The sequence below is a fragment of the Amycolatopsis sp. NPDC006131 genome, assembly GCF_040614175.1.
Classification (GTDB): domain Bacteria; phylum Actinomycetota; class Actinomycetes; order Mycobacteriales; family Pseudonocardiaceae; genus Amycolatopsis_E; species Amycolatopsis_E tucumanensis.
Genome location: NZ_JBEXTX010000152.1, coordinates 1 through 15,174, shown reverse-complemented (window position 1 = coordinate 15,174; position 15,174 = coordinate 1). Strand labels below are relative to the sequence as shown.

18 protein-coding genes are annotated in these 15,174 nt (G+C 69.7%); 11 read left to right on the top strand and 7 right to left on the bottom strand.

Annotated features, from left to right (window positions below; translation table 11 throughout):
* Positions 1 to 53: 53 nt before the first annotated feature.
* Entirely contained in the window at positions 54 to 260 is a 207-nt protein-coding gene (locus tag ABZ215_RS40230; protein WP_354955942.1) for a heavy metal-associated domain-containing protein, read from the bottom strand.
* 20 nt (positions 261 to 280) lie between these two features.
* On the bottom strand, positions 281 to 562 hold the full coding sequence (locus ABZ215_RS40225) for a metal-sensitive transcriptional regulator (RefSeq protein WP_354955940.1): 282 nt from the start codon (positions 560 to 562) through the stop codon (positions 281 to 283).
* Between the two features lie 420 nt (positions 563 to 982).
* Between ABZ215_RS40225 and ABZ215_RS40220 the strand changes: the two genes are divergently transcribed.
* Together ABZ215_RS40220 and ABZ215_RS40215 are read left to right on the top strand one after the other, a co-directional pair.
* Positions 983 to 1,189 (top strand): heavy metal-associated domain-containing protein, encoded by a 207-nt coding sequence (locus ABZ215_RS40220; RefSeq protein WP_354955938.1) that lies wholly within the window; start codon positions 983 to 985, stop codon positions 1,187 to 1,189.
* A gap of 2 nt (positions 1,190 to 1,191) precedes the next feature.
* Complete coding sequence (locus ABZ215_RS40215) at positions 1,192 to 1,419, top strand: CDGSH iron-sulfur domain-containing protein (protein WP_354955936.1); 228 nt, start codon at positions 1,192 to 1,194, stop codon at positions 1,417 to 1,419.
* Between the two features lie 62 nt (positions 1,420 to 1,481).
* Here ABZ215_RS40215 and ABZ215_RS40210 read toward each other — a convergent pair whose 3' ends face one another.
* Positions 1,482 to 1,841 carry a vitamin K epoxide reductase family protein gene (locus tag ABZ215_RS40210; protein ID WP_354955934.1) on the bottom strand — a complete coding sequence of 120 codons (360 nt, stop codon included), beginning with the start codon at positions 1,839 to 1,841 and terminating at the stop codon, positions 1,482 to 1,484.
* Between the two features lie 316 nt (positions 1,842 to 2,157).
* Between ABZ215_RS40210 and ABZ215_RS40205 the strand changes: the two genes are divergently transcribed.
* From ABZ215_RS40205 to ABZ215_RS40195, 3 genes are all read left to right on the top strand, one after another.
* Complete coding sequence (locus tag ABZ215_RS40205; RefSeq protein ID WP_354955932.1) at positions 2,158 to 2,520, top strand: metalloregulator ArsR/SmtB family transcription factor; 363 nt, start codon at positions 2,158 to 2,160, stop codon at positions 2,518 to 2,520.
* Positions 2,517 to 4,577 (top strand): cation-translocating P-type ATPase, encoded by a 2,061-nt coding sequence (locus tag ABZ215_RS40200; RefSeq protein ID WP_354955930.1) that lies wholly within the window; start codon positions 2,517 to 2,519, stop codon positions 4,575 to 4,577. The genes ABZ215_RS40205 and ABZ215_RS40200 overlap by 4 nt, the downstream gene beginning before the upstream one ends.
* Before the next feature lie 290 nt (positions 4,578 to 4,867).
* A complete protein-coding gene (locus ABZ215_RS40195) occupies positions 4,868 to 5,713 on the top strand; it encodes a F510_1955 family glycosylhydrolase (protein ID WP_354955928.1) in 846 nt (281 codons plus the stop codon).
* Positions 5,714 to 5,806: 93 nt separating this feature from the next.
* Here ABZ215_RS40195 and pgsA read toward each other — a convergent pair whose 3' ends face one another.
* Together pgsA and ABZ215_RS40185 are read right to left on the bottom strand one after the other, a co-directional pair.
* Positions 5,807 to 6,409, bottom strand: coding sequence for a phosphatidylinositol phosphate synthase (gene pgsA / locus ABZ215_RS40190; RefSeq protein ID WP_354955926.1), 603 nt, complete (start codon positions 6,407 to 6,409; stop codon positions 5,807 to 5,809).
* 207 nt (positions 6,410 to 6,616) lie between these two features.
* Positions 6,617 to 7,258 (bottom strand): class I SAM-dependent methyltransferase, encoded by a 642-nt coding sequence (locus tag ABZ215_RS40185; RefSeq protein ID WP_354955924.1) that lies wholly within the window; start codon positions 7,256 to 7,258, stop codon positions 6,617 to 6,619.
* Positions 7,259 to 7,363: 105 nt separating this feature from the next.
* On the opposite strand from ABZ215_RS40185, the gene ABZ215_RS40180 reads away from it, so the two are divergent.
* From ABZ215_RS40180 to ABZ215_RS40170, 3 genes are read left to right on the top strand one after another with little or no spacing between them, the layout of a single operon-like run.
* Positions 7,364 to 7,987, top strand: a complete 624-nt coding sequence (locus ABZ215_RS40180) for a TlpA disulfide reductase family protein (protein ID WP_354955922.1) — start codon at positions 7,364 to 7,366, stop codon at positions 7,985 to 7,987.
* The gene (locus ABZ215_RS40175) at positions 7,984 to 8,763 is read left to right on the top strand and encodes a cytochrome c biogenesis CcdA family protein (protein ID WP_354955920.1); all 780 of its coding nucleotides are present in this window, start codon (positions 7,984 to 7,986) and stop codon (positions 8,761 to 8,763) included. The genes ABZ215_RS40180 and ABZ215_RS40175 overlap by 4 nt, the downstream gene beginning before the upstream one ends.
* 25 nt (positions 8,764 to 8,788) lie before the next feature.
* Positions 8,789 to 9,505, top strand: coding sequence for a hypothetical protein (locus ABZ215_RS40170; RefSeq protein ID WP_354955918.1), 717 nt, complete (start codon positions 8,789 to 8,791; stop codon positions 9,503 to 9,505).
* A gap of 645 nt (positions 9,506 to 10,150) precedes the next feature.
* Here the strand turns inward: ABZ215_RS40170 and ABZ215_RS40165 are convergent.
* A complete protein-coding gene (locus ABZ215_RS40165) occupies positions 10,151 to 10,993 on the bottom strand; it encodes a metalloregulator ArsR/SmtB family transcription factor (protein WP_354955916.1) in 843 nt (280 codons plus the stop codon).
* A gap of 106 nt (positions 10,994 to 11,099) precedes the next feature.
* Between ABZ215_RS40165 and ABZ215_RS40160 the strand changes: the two genes are divergently transcribed.
* Genes ABZ215_RS40160 through ABZ215_RS40150 form a run of 3 tightly spaced genes read left to right on the top strand, consistent with a single transcriptional unit; the run spans position 11,100 to position 14,724 of the window.
* Positions 11,100 to 12,440: an NAD(P)-binding domain-containing protein gene (locus ABZ215_RS40160; protein WP_354955914.1), complete on the top strand. Its 1,341-nt coding sequence runs from the start codon at positions 11,100 to 11,102 to the stop codon at positions 12,438 to 12,440.
* Positions 12,437 to 13,645, top strand: a complete 1,209-nt coding sequence (locus ABZ215_RS40155; protein ID WP_354955912.1) for an MFS transporter — start codon at positions 12,437 to 12,439, stop codon at positions 13,643 to 13,645. Before ABZ215_RS40160 ends, ABZ215_RS40155 begins: the two co-directional genes overlap by 4 nt.
* A 41-nt stretch (positions 13,646 to 13,686) precedes the next feature.
* Entirely contained in the window at positions 13,687 to 14,724 is a 1,038-nt protein-coding gene (locus ABZ215_RS40150; protein WP_354955910.1) for an NAD(P)-binding domain-containing protein, read from the top strand.
* On the opposite strand, the gene ABZ215_RS40145 is transcribed toward ABZ215_RS40150, so the two are convergent.
* Positions 14,714 to 15,174, bottom strand: a 461-nt coding sequence (locus ABZ215_RS40145) for a hypothetical protein (protein ID WP_354955908.1), incomplete at its 5' end; no start/stop codon positions are given. The two genes, ABZ215_RS40150 and ABZ215_RS40145, sit on opposite strands and share 11 nt — an antisense overlap.

The following is a 15,174-nucleotide window of genomic DNA, read 5'->3' as shown; positions in this document are numbered from 1 at the left end:
TAGGCGGAGAGCTTCCCTGCAGTGTTCATGACATTCCTGTCCTCGGGCTGCCGCTACGCGGTCAGCTGGTAACCGGCTTCTTCGACGGCGGCGCGCACCGCGTCGGTGGTGAGCTCCTGCTCGCTGGTGACGGTGACCTTGCCGGTGGGCAGGTCCACGGCGACGTCCGTGACGCCGGGGATCTCACTGACCTCCTCGGTCACCGACAGCACGCAGTGCTGGCACGTCATCCCGCTCACGGTGTAGGTCTGCTGGGTCATCTGTCTGTCCTCTCTCGTTGTCAGGAACGGACCAGCCGGGCGATGGCCTCGCTGGCTTCGCGCACCTTTGCGTCCGCCGTGTCGCCGCCCACGGCGATCGCTTCGGAGACGCAGTGCTTGAGGTGCTCGTCCATGAGTCCCAGCGACACCGACTGCAAGGCCTTCGTCGCCGCGGCGATCTGGGTCAGCACGTCGATGCAGTACTCGTCGTTCTCGACCATCCGCTGCAGGCCCCGGATCTGCCCCTCGATCCGGCGCAGCCGGGTGAGGTAGCCGTCCTTGTCGCTGGCGTAACCCCGCATCGTTCCTTCTCCTCACGCCGGCGCCTCTGTATACCGTGTACCCGTAACCCTGATTTGGCCGCTGGGCGCGCGCCGACAGGACATGTATACCCTAGGGGGGTACCGCAGTCAAGGAGGGGTCGGTGGTGGCGATGGGCGAACTGTGGAACGCCCGGCGTGATGGGCAGATTGGCCGGTGGCGACTGTCCGTCGAAGTTCTGGTGCGGCTGTGCTGCCGAGCGCTGGTGCCGACGGTGCAGGTCGGCGCAGAACGGTCCGGTCCGCTGGGGTCGGCGCAGGCAAGAGTGACTCTGTCCGGTTCAGGCAAGTGTCGGCGATCTCGCTGAACGACCTTCGTTGCCTCGGTACCCCCATCGGGTATACCGTCATGGCGGAAGGTACCCCCGGTCCGTATGGGCCGAACGATTCAGGAGGCGACTGATGAGCACGGCTGTCTACACCGTCAAGGGCATGACCTGCTCCGGCTGCACGAGCAAGGTGACCACCGCCGTGTCCGGGGTGGCCGGAATCAACGACGTGGATGTCGACATCGCCACCGGCGAGGTCACGGTCACCAGCGACGCGCCCATCGACGACCGGCAGGTCCGGTCCGCCATCGCCGGGGCGGGATACGAGGTCGCGAGCTGACCATGAGCGAGCAGCTCCCGGCTGAACCCGCCGTCGTCATCAAGACGGTGGACAACGGTCCTTACCAGGTCAAGGGCCCGATTCGGCTCGTGGACCACGACAACAACGTCTACGACCTGGGCCCGGGCCGCACGAAGCTCCTGTGCCGGTGCGGTATGTCCGAGACAAAGCCGTTCTGCGACGGTGCCCATGTCAGGAACGGTTTCGTCGCTGCGGAGAGGTCTTCCTGAGTGCCGGGTGGCGCCTGGGCCGGCCCGGCGCCACCCGCATCCGGCGGTGGCTTTACTGCTGATCAGGGGAGCAGGTCGACTCGGAACGACCAGAACGCCTGGCCGATCAGCGCGAGGAACCAGATCGGAGCACTGTGCTGTGAAAGCGCCAGCGCCTGTGCGGCCCGCTGTGGCACCCGGAGGACCGGGGGGTGTCCGACGGTGAGGACGTGCAGGGTGGTGCACCAGAAGATCGGGATGGTCGTGGCCCACACGACCATGCAGTACGGGCGCAGGGCTCCGATCTCGTACACGCTCCGTACGAACAGCCAGTGCAGGAACGCCAGTCCGAATACGGTCTCGAGGTGCAGGCCGATGAAGAACCAGCGCAGCAGCCGGGCGTCGGTGAGCAGGACGACACCGCGGTGGTGACGGGTGCTCATGACCGAGCCGCAGGACGGGATTGGATTGATGCCGCAGGTCGGGACATAGTCGGGTGGGCCAGCACCTGATCTTTTCGATCGGCATGGTGATCGCGGTCAGGGAGCCGAGCGCGCCGCCGATCGTGAGGACCCCGGCCGTGATCCTTTCCGGCAACGCCGGTGGTGTCGTCCAGGTCCTGTCCGGTGGTGTTCGGCATGGATGTCGACGCTGTCAGGAGGCGAGGGTGTCGTCGACCACACTGGCGCCGACTGCAGGCGACGAATGAGACTGCCGTCATCGTTGCCCGAACATATCAACGGAAGTTAGATTGATGGCATGAGTGACGACCGGTGCGAGCTGCTGTGTATCGACTTCGACCACGCCGAGTTCCTGCGCGGCGCGCTGCCGCCGGTCGACGAGATCGCCCGGCGAGCCGAGCGGCTGCGTGCCCTGGCGGACCCGACACGGCTGCGCATCGCGCACGCCCTGCACGTCGGCGACGAGCTGTGCGTGTGCGATCTGGCCTGGATCGTCGCCTCCTCGCAGGGCCTGGTGTCACACCACCTGCGGCAGCTGCGTGCGGCGGGACTGGTCGATTCCCGCCGCAACGGCAAGCTCGTGATGTACCGGCTCAACCCCGCTGCGCACCAGGTCCTCGACGCCGCGGTCGGCACGGTGGCGGAAGGAGACCCGGCATGAGCGACGCGTGCTGCGGCCCCGACGAACACGACGACGAACACGCCGGCGAGACGCCGCAGAGGTTGTGGCAGGTGCGGGAGATTCAGTTCGCCGCCGTCGCCGGGATCCTGCTGGGCGCCGGGTTCCTCGCCGATTGGCTGGGTTCGGGGATCACCGGAATCGTGCTGCACCTGCTGGCGGCGGCGATCGGCGGATGGACCTTCGTACCCGGCACCCTGCGCGCCTTGTCGCGGCGCCGGATCGGCGTCGGCACCCTGATGACCATCGCCCTGGTGGGCGCCCTGTTGCTGGGCCAGTTCGGTGAGGCGGCCGCGCTGGCGTTCCTGTTCTCCATCAGCGAAGCCCTCGAAGACTACTCACTGAGCAGGACCCGCCGTGGGCTGCGAGCCCTGCTCACCCTGGTGCCCGAGCGAGTGCTTGTGCTCCGCGACGGCCGCGAGTTGACGATCCCGGCGGAGGAGCTGCGCGTCGGGGACCGCATGCTGGTGCGCGCCGGCGATCGCATCGCCAGCGACGGAGTCGTCGTCGAAGGACGCTCCAGTGTGGACACCTCCGCCATCACTGGAGAATCGGTCCCCGTCGAAATCGGTCCCGGACAGGAGGTGTTCGCCGGCTCGATCAACTCCAACGGCGTCCTCACCGTCGAGGCCACCGCCACCGTCGCCGACAACTCGCTGACCAAGGTCGTCCGGCTCGTCGAAGAAGCCCAGCAACGCAAGGGAGCACGGCAGCGCATCGCCGACCGGATCTCCCGGCCCCTCGTGCCCGCCGTCATGGTGCTGGCCGTGCTCATCGCCGGCCTCGGCTCGGTGTTCGACGATCCCACCATCTGGATCGAACGGGCCCTGGTCGTGTTGGTCGCCGCGGCCCCCTGCGCACTCGCGATCTCGGTGCCGGTCACCGTGATCGCCGCCGTCGGAGCCGCCAGCCGACTCGGTGTGCTGGTCAAGGGCGGAGCCGCGCTGGAGACGCTCGGCGCGGTGCGAACCGTCGCGCTCGACAAGACCGGCACCCTAACCCGCAATGCCCCTGCGGTCACCGAGATCGTGAACGCCGACGGTGTCCCCGCTGAACGCGTTCTGGAAGTGGCGGCCGCGCTGGAAGCCCGCAGCGAACACCCCCTCGCCGCCGCGATCCTGGCCGCCGCGCCCGAACCGGGGACCGCGCGAGACGTGGCCACCGTGCCCGGCGCCGGCGTGCAAGGCACCGTCGACGCCTGCCCCGCCCGGCTCGGCAAACCCGGCTGGATCAACCCCGGCGAGGCACTGACCGGCGAGGTCGCCCGGCTGCAAGAGGCCGGCACCACCGTAGCTGTCATCCAACACGACGGGATCGTGCTGGGCGTGATCGGCATCCGCGACGAACTGCGCCCCGAAGCCACCGAAACGGTACAAGCGCTGCGCGACAACGGTTACCAGGTGGCCATGCTCACCGGCGACAACACCCGCACCGCCGCTGCGCTGGCCGCGCAGGCCGGGATCACCGACGTCCACGCCGAACTGCACCCCACCGACAAGGCAGACCTCATCGAGCGGCTGCGCGGCCGCAGCCGCGGACACGTCGCCATGGTCGGCGACGGCGTCAACGACGCACCCGCCCTCGCCAACGCCGACGTCGGCATCGCCATGGGCGCCATGGGCACCGACGTCGCCCTCGAAACCGCCGACGTCGCCCTCATGGGCACCGACCTGCGCCACCTGCCCCAAGCACTCACCCACGCCCGCCGCGCCCGCGCCATCATGCTGCAGAACATCGGCCTGTCCGCCGCGATCGTGCTCACGCTCGTGCCTCTCGCCGCCGTCGGCGCCCTCGGACTCGCGACCGTGGTGTTCATCCACGAACTCGCCGAAGTCTTCGTCATCAGCAACGGCGTCCGAGCCGGACGACTCCGGCCGCTTCCCGGTACCAGCACCCCACCGCGCCTGGCGACACAACCCGCCAACGTCGCCCTGGACACCCCTGCCGCGAGCGACGACTGCGCCTGCTGCGCACCGAGCCAGCCTGTCATGAAACCTGGCCGGGCCACGGCCATCAACCTGTCACTCCGGAACCAGTAGGCGAGTTGACACGGCTCTGTTCAACACGTTGCCGTCGTCAGCCGGGGTGCTCCGAGTGGCGACCGGATTTCGACGTGCCGCCCGAGGTGCTCGGCCTGCCGCTGATCATTTTCGACGGTGAGACTGATGATGAACCTCGCGGCGTTCTTCTGGTCAAGGGGGGCCGGGTGGAGTCGGGCCGTCCCTCCGTCACCCGTACCTGATGAAGGCGTTACTACTAGGACGTATAGTTTTACTGGGAGTAGAACGGACGAACCAGGGAGCAGGTGTCAGTGAGCCGAACGACAAGAATGCTGCTCGGCACCTCCTTGGTCGTTGCGGCCCTCGCCGTCCTGTCCGCCTGCGCCGCGGGCGGACAACAGGCCAATGACAACCCATCGGGAGCTGATGCCCGGCTTGCACATGTCCACGGTCTCGGCGTCGATCCCGCCGATGGCACCCTCTACGCGGCGAGCCACTACGGGGTGTTCCGCGTTCCCGAGGCCGGCGAGCCGCAGCGGGTCGGCGAACGACAGCAGGACACCATGGGTTTCACCGTGGTCGGCCCCCGTCAGTTCCTCGGCAGCGGACACCCGGATCCGGACGAAGACCTGCCCAACCACCTCGGGCTGATCGCCAGCACCGACGCTGGGCAGTCCTGGCAGCTTCTCTCCCTCGCAGGCGAAGCGGACTTTCACGCCCTCGAAGCCGAGCACGGTCGCGTGTATGGCTACGACAGCCAAAGCCGGCAGCTGATGGTGAGTGCCGACCGCACGAGCTGGGATCGACGCGCGCGCCTCGCGCTGGCCGATTTCGCGGTTGATCCGGCGAACGGTGAGACCCTGCTTGCCACCACGCAAAATGGTCTTGCTCGGAGTGTTGACGGCGGCCGGACCTTCACTGCGATACCTGGTGCGCCCCGCCTGCTCCTCGTGGACTGGCCGGCGGAGGACGGGCTTTTCGGCGCTGGCGCGGACGGTTCCGTATACACCAGCCAGGACGGCGGCACAACGTGGTCACGGGTCGGCGAGGTCCCGGGTGCACCCCAGGCATTGACAGCAACTGGTCAAGCCGACGTGTACCTCGCTACCGAAACTGGCATCCACGCCTCCCGAGACGGTGGGCGGACCTTCGTGCTTCGCCAGCCGCTCGGCTGAATGGTTTCGTTGAGCAGGGTACGAAGGGCATACAAGTAGCGGGCACCTCGCTGTGCAGGCGAGCGGAACCTTCCCTGTGTGAGCGGGCAGGCTTCACGAGCGAGCTCGGGTGAACGCCTTGACCAGGCGTTGCAACAGCGTCACAGTCGAGAGCGCGGCCAGTAGCCACAACGCCGCCAGGAGCGCGGAAGGTACACCGAGTCCTTGTAACCCGGAGCCGGCGAGTGTGATGATCAATCGCTCGGCTCGCTCTGCGACTCCGCCGTCCGCAGGCAGGCCGCAGGCTTCGGCTCGCGCTTTGACGTAAGGGACGACCTGGGTAAGCACTAGGCAGATCAGTGCGGCAGCCGCGACCCAGCGGTCTTCTTCACGGGTGAACCCCCACCAACTGAGGGCCGCGAACAGTGCGCCATCGACGAGCCTGTCGCAGATGGAGTCCAGCATCGCGCCGAACTGTGTGCCCTGCCCTCGTGCTCTGGCCATGGCGCCGTCGAGCAGATCGACCACCGCGAAACCGGCGACAGCGAGCGTCCCGGTGAGGAGGAAGCCGGTGGGGAACAACAGCAGGGCAGAGGTCATGGCGCCCGCGGTGCCGAGGACGGTCACGGCGTCAGGTGTCATGCCGGCGCGGACCAGCGCGACGCCGACCGGATCGACGATGCGGGACACGAATGCCCGCGCGACAGAGTTCAGCATGCTCTTCCTGTCAGACCACCTGTAGCCCTACCCATCCGCGGCAGGCGCGCGGTGCTGCGCGCGCTGCTGGCCCTCCGCGGGGCAGCTCCGGCGCCAGTAGGAGCCGCCGGCGCTTGCTGCTGGTCACTACGGCAGCCCGGCTCACAGTGGGCGGGCGGGCCGTCGCAGCCTCACCCAATGCGGGCCCGACGGTCGGCTGCACCCGGTTCAGTTCGGTGTGCGTGCGCGGCCGAGGATATGCGCGTGCCGCGGCACGAACCGCAGCGGTGCGTAGTAAAGGCGGTGCAGCCGCTCGATGTCGAACCCGGCCGCCCTGATAACTTCGGCGCTGTCCCGGTTGAGATGACATCCCCCGCCTGCCCGCGACCACAGCGGTGTCAGGGCGTCTTGCAACAGTCCGAGCAGCGGGTTGGCCGACCGGACGTGCTCGAAGAACCGCAGCTCGCCACCCGGCCGCAGCACCCGGCGGATCTCCGCGAGCGCCGCGGGGACGTCGGCGACCGAGCACAGCACCAGCGAGGCCACCGCGGCGTCGAAGGTGCCGTCCTCTGCCGGGAGCGCTCCCGCGTGCCCGGCCACCACCCGCACCGGCACGCGCGCTTGCTCGGCGGCCTGTTCCGCCAGGGCGCGCAGCCGGTCTTCCGGCTCGACGGCGACCACCTCGGTCACGGTCTCCGGGTAGTGGCCGAAGTTTAGGCCGTTGCCGGCGCCGACCTCGATCACCCGCCCGGACAGCCCGGCCAGCACCTGGTCCCGGTGCTCAGCGGTGCCGCGCTGCTCGGATTCGGCACTGATGCGCTCGTACATCCGCGCGAACCGCGGATGCTGAAACCGCGAAAGATCCGTCATCGCTCCACCCTTCGCCGACGCCTCGACGTTAACCCCAGGCAACCCCATCGTCCTCATCTACTAACCTACGGAGTAGGTACGTAGTTGTCGATCGAGGGAGCCGGGATGGGCAGGACGCGATGGCCGGGCCTCGCCCTGGCTGCGGTCTCGACAGCGGGGCTGCTAGCACTGACCGCGTGCAGCGGCGGTACCGGCGCGGTCGCGCGGGGAAGTACGTTCGAGTTCGTCTCGCCCGGCGGTGAAACACGGTTGTTCTACGATCCGCCCGACAGTCGCGGCACCGCCCCGGACCTGAACGGCGAAAGTCTGCAGGAACGAGGCTCGCAGATCCGGCTGTCCGGCTACGCGGGCAAGGTCGTGGTGATCAACATCTGGGGATCGTGGTGTGGGCCGTGCCGGGCAGAGACGCCCGAGCTGGAGAAGGTGTTCGAGCAGACGCACGCCTCCGGCGTCCAGTTCCTCGGCATCGACGTTCGCGATGACCGCGCCGCGGCCAGCGACTTCGTGCGTGACCGGTACGTCACGTATCCCTCGATCTACGACCCGTCCGGTCGGACTCTGCTGGCGTTGAACGGATATCCCCGCAGCGTGGTGCCCTCCACCATCGTGCTCGACCGCCGGCATCGCGTGGCCGCCATCTTCCTCACCCCTCTGATCGCCAGCGACCTGCTGCCCGTCGTGCAGCGCGTCGCCGCCGAACCGGCCAACCTTCCAGGACGGCCCGCGTGAGCCTGACCGACTTCGCTGTGTCTGGTCCGTTGCTGCTGGCCTCGCTGCTCGCGATCGCGGCTGGGGCGGTGTCGTTCGCCTCGCCGTGCTGCCTGCCGCTGGTGCCCGGTTACCTCGCCTATCTCGCCGGCCTGGTCGGGGCCGAACCGCCGGCGGTCACCGGCGAGGAGGCGGCACGGTCCTCGTGCGGGCGGTGGCGGGTCGCGTGGGCGGCGCTGCTGTTCGTGCTCGGGTTCACCGCGGTCTTCACCGCCGCGACCATGGCCGTACTCGGCGTGTCGGATGCGTTGCTGGCCAACGAAGAACTGCTGCAACGCCTCGGCGGTGTGGTCACCATTGCCATGGGCCTGGTGTTTCTCGGCATGTTCTCGCCGCTTCAACGTGGCATGAAGCTGCGGCACACGCCGCGCGACGGGCTGTGGGGTGCGCCGCTGCTCGGCGCCGTCTACGGCCTGGGTTGGACGCCGTGCCTCGGCCCGACCCTGGCTGGGGTCATCGCCCTGGCCTCGGGCACCCAGGTGGGCCCGACCACCGGGCGGGGCCTGCTGCTGATCACCGCCTACTGCCTCGGGCTCGGTCTGCCGTTCATCGCGCTCGCCCTCGGCGCCCGCTGGGCCATACACGCGACCACCTGGGTGCGCCGCCACATCCGCCGGGTGCAGCAGGTCGGCGGGGTGCTGCTGATCGCGATCGGGGTTGCACTGGTCACCGGTTTGTGGGGCGAAGTGATCGCGTGGCTGCGGGGCCCGATCTCCGGCTTCACCGTCCCGCTCTGAATTCCCCGCGAAACGGAGGTTTCCCATGGCAGCGAAGAAACGTAGCCAACGCAAGCCCACAGCGCGGGCCGGTCAGAAGTCCGTCGCGCAGGCGCGCTCCGCCGGTCGCCGCAACGGGCTGCTGTGGGGCGGCGCGGCCGTGGCCGTGGTGGCACTGCTGGTGATCGTGATCGTTGCCGTGACCCGCTCCGCTGACACGAAACAGGCCGACTCCGCCGCCACAAATATCAAAAACCCACCCGCGACTACCGCCGTCGGGCGCACTGGCCTGCCGCCCTGGCCCGCACCCAGCGACGCCGCTGCGGCGGTGCGCGCGGCCGGACTGCCGATGTTGAGCACGGAGGGCAACGTCGAACACATCCACGCCCACCTCGATGTCCGCGTCGACGGCAACCCGGTGGAGGTGCCTGCCTACCTGGGCATCGACCAGAAGCGTGGCAGCATCAGCCCGCTGCACACCCACGACACCAGCGGCGTCATCCACATCGAATCCCCGGTCAAACGGCAATTCAGCCTGGGCGAGCTGTTCTCCGAATGGGACGTGAGCCTCTCAGCCGACAACATCGGTGCCCTGCGCGCCAGCGACGGCAAGACCCTGCGTGTCTACGTCAACGGCACCCCGCGCACCGGCAACCCGGCCGCGATCACCTTCGCCGCGCACGACGAGATTGCCCTGATCTACGGCACACCACAGCCGGACGAGTCCGTTCCCAACGGCTACGACTTCCCGCCCGGCAACTGAGCCTGCACGCAACCCGACGTGGGTCGCCCGATCAAGCCGATGATGTCGGCAGCCAGGAGCGGCGCCCGCCAAGCAGCTAAACGGCACTGATGCCCGGGGCGATCGAAGCCGGTTGCCGGGACTGCTAAATGAGGTCGAACCTGGCGAACACACGGCCGCTGGCTTGGTCGAGGGCGTGCGCTTGCAGCGAGTTGCCGGTAACGAGTCCGGTGAAGTACCGACACGGCAGCGGGCGAGGATGGCTGGGGTGGTCGCCATGGCATGGGGTGTGGCGAGGGCGAGGCCAGCATCCCGGTCATCACCGGCGAGTCGGTGCAGGTGGACATCGGGCAGGAGACGACGTTCCGCCGGGATGATCAACGCTCGGGGTGTTCGCCGTGGACGCCAACGCCGTCATCGAAGACAACGAGTTGGCCCTGGTCGTGGGCGGGGTCGAGGACGCCTAGCAGCGCAAAGGCACCCCCAGCCGCACCGACTTCATCGCCTGGCCTCCGGGGCTCCATGGTCATGGTTGTCGCCGGTCTCAGTCGGTGTTCGGGGTCCGGCGACGTGGATCGAGCGGGTTTGGTGATGCCCGGTCGCCGCCGTCCCCCGTGCGCTGGCGATCCCTGCGCCCGGGTCACGGGAGCGTGGACATCCAGTTCATCAGTTGGTGTTGTTGCGGCGTTCGAGGAGGACGGTGTCGTGCCAGGTGCCGTCGCGCTGGGCGATGCGTTCGCGGATGCCGATGGTGCGGTAGCCGGCGGAGTGGTGGAGGGCGAGGCTGGCCCGGTTTTCGGTGAAGATGGAGGTTTGCAGGGTCCAGTAGCCGGCCTCGTCGAGGGCGATGACCTGCTGGCGGATGAGGGCCTTGCCGATGCCGCGGCCGCGGTAGCCGTCCGCGACGTAGATCGAGGTTTCGGCGACGCCGGAGTAGCACTCGCGGGTGGAGACCGGGGTGGCGGCGGCCCAGCCGACCACGGTGCCGTCGATCTCGGCGACCCACCGCTGCCCCGCGATCCACTTCGCGTCGAGGGTGGCGCGGCTGGGGACGGTGGTCTCGAAGGTGGCGATGCCGGTGTCCATGCCTTCGCCGTAGATGCGGCGGACCGCGGGCCAGTCGTCGTCGCGCAGGGCCCGGATGGTGACGTCGGCGGGGACGTCTTCGGGGCAGCACGGACGCGGCGCGAGCAGCCCCATGACCGCGTCGGCGGCGTGCGGGAGGCCGGCGCAGCAGGCCGCGTTGACGGTCACGATGGTGGCGGTGCCCTCCTTGCGGACCTGCACGAACCCGACGTCGGCGAGTTTGCGCACGTGGTGCGAGCACGTGGACTGGCTGATCCCGAGCAGCTCGGTCAGGGCGCCGACGGTGATCCCGCGGGGCGCGGTGGCCACCGCGTGCAGCAGCCGCACCCGGGTCGGTTCGGCCAGGCAGGCGAACCAGTCGGCGTAGGTGGCGGCTTCCCCGTCCGGCAGAACCTGGGCCTGGGGCGCGACAGTCGTGGTCATGCCCCGAGTGTATCGACCCAAATCGATGGTTGCATCAATCGATACCGGTCGATAGAGTCTCCCGCAACGACGCTCAATCGAGCTGGATCGATGGAAGGAGTTCGGGATGAGTGAGCTGCCCGTCGTGGTGGTGGGGGCCGGGCCGATCGGGCTCGCGGCGGCCGCCGAGGTGTTGGAGCGGGGCCTGGCGCCGCTGGTGCTGGAGCGCGGTCCGCAGGCGGGGGCGTCGGTGGCGCAGTGGAACCACGTGCGGTTGTTCTCGCAGTGGTCGGAGTTGGTGGATCCGGCGGCCGGCCGGCTGCTGGAGGCTACCGGCTGGGAACGTCCCCTCGCCGAGGACTACCCGACGGGGCAGGAGTGGGTGGCGCGTTACCTGACCCCGTTGGCCGCCGCGCTGGGCGAGCGCGTCCGGTTCCGCGCGGAGGTCGTGGGTGTGGCGCGTTGTGGCCGGGACCGCGTCGTGGATCACGGGCGGGACACCGAGCCGCTGACGGTGCACGTCCGGCACGCCGATGGCCGCGAGGAGCTGATCACCGCGCGGGCGGTGATCGACGCGTCGGGCACGTGGACTAACCCGAACCCGCTGGGTGGCGACGGTCTCCCTGCCTTGGGCGAGCGGGCAGCGGCGGACCGGATCACCTACCAGGTACCCGATCTCCGGGACGCGGCCGTGCGCGCCCGGTTCACGGGCAAGCACGTCGCAGTCGCGGGCAGCGGGCACTCCGCGCTCACCGCGCTGGTCGCCCTGACCGAGCTCGCCCGGAACGAGGGCACGCGGATCAGCTGGATCCTGCGTCGCGGCTCGGTGGGCAACACCTTCGGTGGCGGCGAGGCCGACCAGCTGCCCGCCCGCGGTGCGCTCGGGCTGCGGGCCGAGGAGGCCGTGGACGCCGGGCTGGTCCAGGTCGTGTCCGGGTTCCGCACCGAGGCCGTGGAGCGCGACGAGCAGGGCCGCCTGGTGCTGCGCTCGGGCGACGGGCGCACCGTCGAGGCGGTGGACGAGGTCGTGGTGGTGACCGGGTTCCGGCCGGACCTGTCCTGGCTGTCGGAGGTGAGGCTGGAGCTGGATGCCACGCTGCAGGCGCCGGTCGCGCTCGCGCCGCTGATCGACCCGAACGTGCACTCCTGCGGCACCGTGTACCCGCACGGCGCGAAGGAACTCGCGCACCCGGAGCCGAACGTGTACCTGGCCGGGATGAAGAGCTACGGCCGCGCCCCGACGTTCCTCGCGATGACCGGCTACGAGCAGGTCCGCTCGATCGCCGCCGCACTCGCCGGCGACCACGAGGCGGCCGGGCGGGTGGAGCTGGTGCTGGCCGAGACCGGGGTCTGTGGCGGGGCGGGCTTGTTCGACGAGCCCGCGGCGGACGCCACGTCGGGCGGATGCTGTGGCGCCCCGGCCGAGCCGGAGCTGATCTCGCTGTCCGCCCCCTCGACGGACCGGTGACGGTCGGTGCCTCCGCGCAGCCCGGTTCCCTGTCGAAGGCCGGGCTGCGCCGGGTCCTAGTGACCTTGTGCGTCACCGAGATCACCAGCTGGGGTGTGCTCTACTACGCCTTCCCCGTCCTGGCCACCGACATCGCGAAGGCCACCGGGTGGTCGTCGACCTGGATCACCGCGGGCTTCTCCGGTGGTCAGCTGGTCGCCGCGCTCGCCGGCATTCCGGTGGGCCGGTGGCTGGACCGGCACGGGCCCCGGTGGCTGTTGACAGGTGGCTCGATCCTCGCGGTGCCCGCGGTGGTGGCGATCGCGACCGCGCAGAATCTCGCCTGGTTCGTCGCGGCGTGGCTGCTGGCCGGGGTGGCGATGGGCGCGACGCTGTACCCGCCGGCGTTCGCCGCGCTGACCCGCTGGTACGGGCCGCGCCGGGTCGGAGCGTTGACCGTGCTGACCCTGGCGGCCGGACTCGCGTCGACGGTGTTCGCCCCGCTGACTGCCGCGCTGGCCTCCCACCTGGACTGGCGGCGGACCTACCTCGTCCTCGCCGCCATCCTGGCGGTGATCACCATTCCGGGCCACGCGTGGGGGCTGCGGGGGCACTGGCCCGATCCCGGACCGCACGAGCACCCCGCGCACGCCGAGCACACCGATCCTGGACGTATCGCGCGGAGCCGCGCGTTCGTGGCGCTGGTGGTGGCGTTGAGCTTGGCGGCGTTCGCCGCGTTCGCTGTGGTGATCAACCTCGTGCCGTTGCTCACCGAGCGCGGGCTCAGCCCGGGTGCCGCTGCGGTCGCGCTCGGTCTCGGCGGGGCCGGGCAGGTGCTGGGCCGCCTCGGCTACACCACCTTCACCCGCCACACCAGCGTCCGGGTGCGCACCGCGATCATCCTCGCCGCGGTGGCGGCCACGACCGGTGTGCTGGGTCTGCTGACCACCGCGCCCGCACTCGTGATCGCCGCGGTGGTCGCGGGCATGGCTCGTGGTGTGTTCACCCTCTTGCAGGCCACGGCCATCACCGACCGGTGGGGACCGGTCCACTATGGACGACTCACCGGGTTGTTGTCCGCGCCGCTGACGATCACCATGTCGCTCGCGCCGTGGGCGGGCGCCGCGATCGCCGGTGGGCTCGGCGGCTACTCGCACACCTTCCTCGTGCTGGCCCTGGTCGCCGTCGCGGCCGCAGTGGCCTCCCTGGTCAGCGTCCCCCGGTAGCTGATCTTCCGAACTCGTTGTGTTGAAAGGATTTCTTTGTCATGCCTGATGCCATTGTGATCGGCGGCGGTCAAGCCGGTCTCGCTGCCGTCCACGCCCTCAAAGCCCGCGGATTCAAGCCCGTCCTGCTGGAGGCCGGCGACGAGCCGGTCGGATCGTGGCCGCACTACTACGACAGCCTGCACCTGTTCTCCCCGGCCCGCTACAGCTCCCTGCCCGGCATGGCGTTCCCCGGCGACCCGGACCACTACCCGCACCGCGACGAGGTGATCGACTACCTCCGCCGCTACGCCACGGCCCTGCACGCCGACATCCGCACCGGCCACCGGGTCACCGCCGTGACCCGGCCCGACGGCGAGTTTCTGGTGTCAACCGAGGCGGGCGAAGAATTGTCCGCCCCGACGGTCATCGCCGCCACCGGCGCGTTCACTTCCCCCTACCGGCCCGCGTTACCCGGCCTCGACCGGTTCACCGGGACCGTCCTGCACTCCAGCGACTACCGCGAGCCCAGCCCCTTCGCCGGGCAGCGGATCGTGGTGGTGGGCGCGGCCAACTCCGCCGTCCAGATCGCGATCGACCTCGCCCCGCACGCCCGCGTCACCCTCGCCACCCGCCACCCGATCCGCTACGCCCCCCAGAAACCACTGGGCCGGGACGTGCACTTCTGGCTCACCGTCACCGGATTCGACGCCCTGCCCATCGGCCCCTGGCTGCGCACCAAGCCGGGCATGCCCGTCCAGGACGCGGGCGGTTATCGGGCCGCCATCGACGCCGGACGGCCCGACCAGCGCCGCATGTTCACCGCCATTGACGGCGACACCGTGACCTGGTCCGACGGCACCCGTGAACGGGTCGACACCATCCTCCTGGCGACCGGGTTCCGCCCCGGACTGTCCTACCTGGACAAACTCGGCGCCCTCGGCCCGGCCGGAACGCCGAAGCAGCACCGCGGCCTGTCCACCACCCACCCCGGGCTCGGGTTCGTCGGGCTGGAGTGGCAGCGCAGCTTCTCCTCCGCCACCATCCGCGGCGTCGGCCGCGACGCCGCCTACCTCGCCCGGCGGTTGCTCAAGCGATGAGTGTGAGCTGCCGTTGGTGGAAGGCGAAATGCCGGGCAGGGTACCGGTAGACGTCGGCCAGGGTCATGTAGGGCGCGAAGAACGGGTCCCAGCGGATCGGGTAGTGCATGCCGCGCCCGAGGTCGGCGTCGGAAGCGCGGTCGAGGCGGCGGTGCAAGGACGCGATGATGCGGTCGAACCACCAGGCCATCCACCGCGGCGGGAGCAAGCCGCCGCCGCATGAGCCGAGGCAGTTCACGACGTCGAAGGGCACCGTCCCGGCATCCAGCACCCGGGCGAACCCGCGACTCACCGGATCCGGCAGGCGGCCGAACACGCGCACCAGCAGCTGCAGGGGCCCTGCACGACCTGGGTCCGCGGCAGGTACGGGTGCGAGCTCGTCGAACCGTGGTGACATCTCCGCATCGCTGTCGACGAAGGAGTCGATGAGGCTCACCGACCTCGTCGATC

Coding starts and splice junctions, on each gene's coding strand:
- ABZ215_RS40230 (WP_354955942.1), bottom strand. CDS start 260: ATGACCCAGCAGACCTACACCGTGAGCGGGATGACGTGCCAGCACTGC.
- ABZ215_RS40225 (WP_354955940.1), bottom strand. CDS start 562: ATGCGGGGTTACGCCAGCGACAAGGACGGCTACCTCACCCGGCTGCGC.
- ABZ215_RS40220 (WP_354955938.1), top strand. CDS start 983: ATGAGCACGGCTGTCTACACCGTCAAGGGCATGACCTGCTCCGGCTGC.
- ABZ215_RS40215 (WP_354955936.1), top strand. CDS start 1,192: ATGAGCGAGCAGCTCCCGGCTGAACCCGCCGTCGTCATCAAGACGGTG.
- ABZ215_RS40210 (WP_354955934.1), bottom strand. CDS start 1,841: ATGAGCACCCGTCACCACCGCGGTGTCGTCCTGCTCACCGACGCCCGG.
- ABZ215_RS40205 (WP_354955932.1), top strand. CDS start 2,158: ATGAGTGACGACCGGTGCGAGCTGCTGTGTATCGACTTCGACCACGCC.
- ABZ215_RS40200 (WP_354955930.1), top strand. CDS start 2,517: ATGAGCGACGCGTGCTGCGGCCCCGACGAACACGACGACGAACACGCC.
- ABZ215_RS40195 (WP_354955928.1), top strand. CDS start 4,868: ATGCTGCTCGGCACCTCCTTGGTCGTTGCGGCCCTCGCCGTCCTGTCC.
- pgsA (WP_354955926.1), bottom strand. CDS start 6,409: ATGCTGAACTCTGTCGCGCGGGCATTCGTGTCCCGCATCGTCGATCCG.
- ABZ215_RS40185 (WP_354955924.1), bottom strand. CDS start 7,258: ATGACGGATCTTTCGCGGTTTCAGCATCCGCGGTTCGCGCGGATGTAC.
- ABZ215_RS40180 (WP_354955922.1), top strand. CDS start 7,364: ATGGGCAGGACGCGATGGCCGGGCCTCGCCCTGGCTGCGGTCTCGACA.
- ABZ215_RS40170 (WP_354955918.1), top strand. CDS start 8,789: ATGGCAGCGAAGAAACGTAGCCAACGCAAGCCCACAGCGCGGGCCGGT.
- ABZ215_RS40165 (WP_354955916.1), bottom strand. CDS start 10,993: ATGACCACGACTGTCGCGCCCCAGGCCCAGGTTCTGCCGGACGGGGAA.
- ABZ215_RS40160 (WP_354955914.1), top strand. CDS start 11,100: ATGAGTGAGCTGCCCGTCGTGGTGGTGGGGGCCGGGCCGATCGGGCTC.
- ABZ215_RS40150 (WP_354955910.1), top strand. CDS start 13,687: ATGCCTGATGCCATTGTGATCGGCGGCGGTCAAGCCGGTCTCGCTGCC.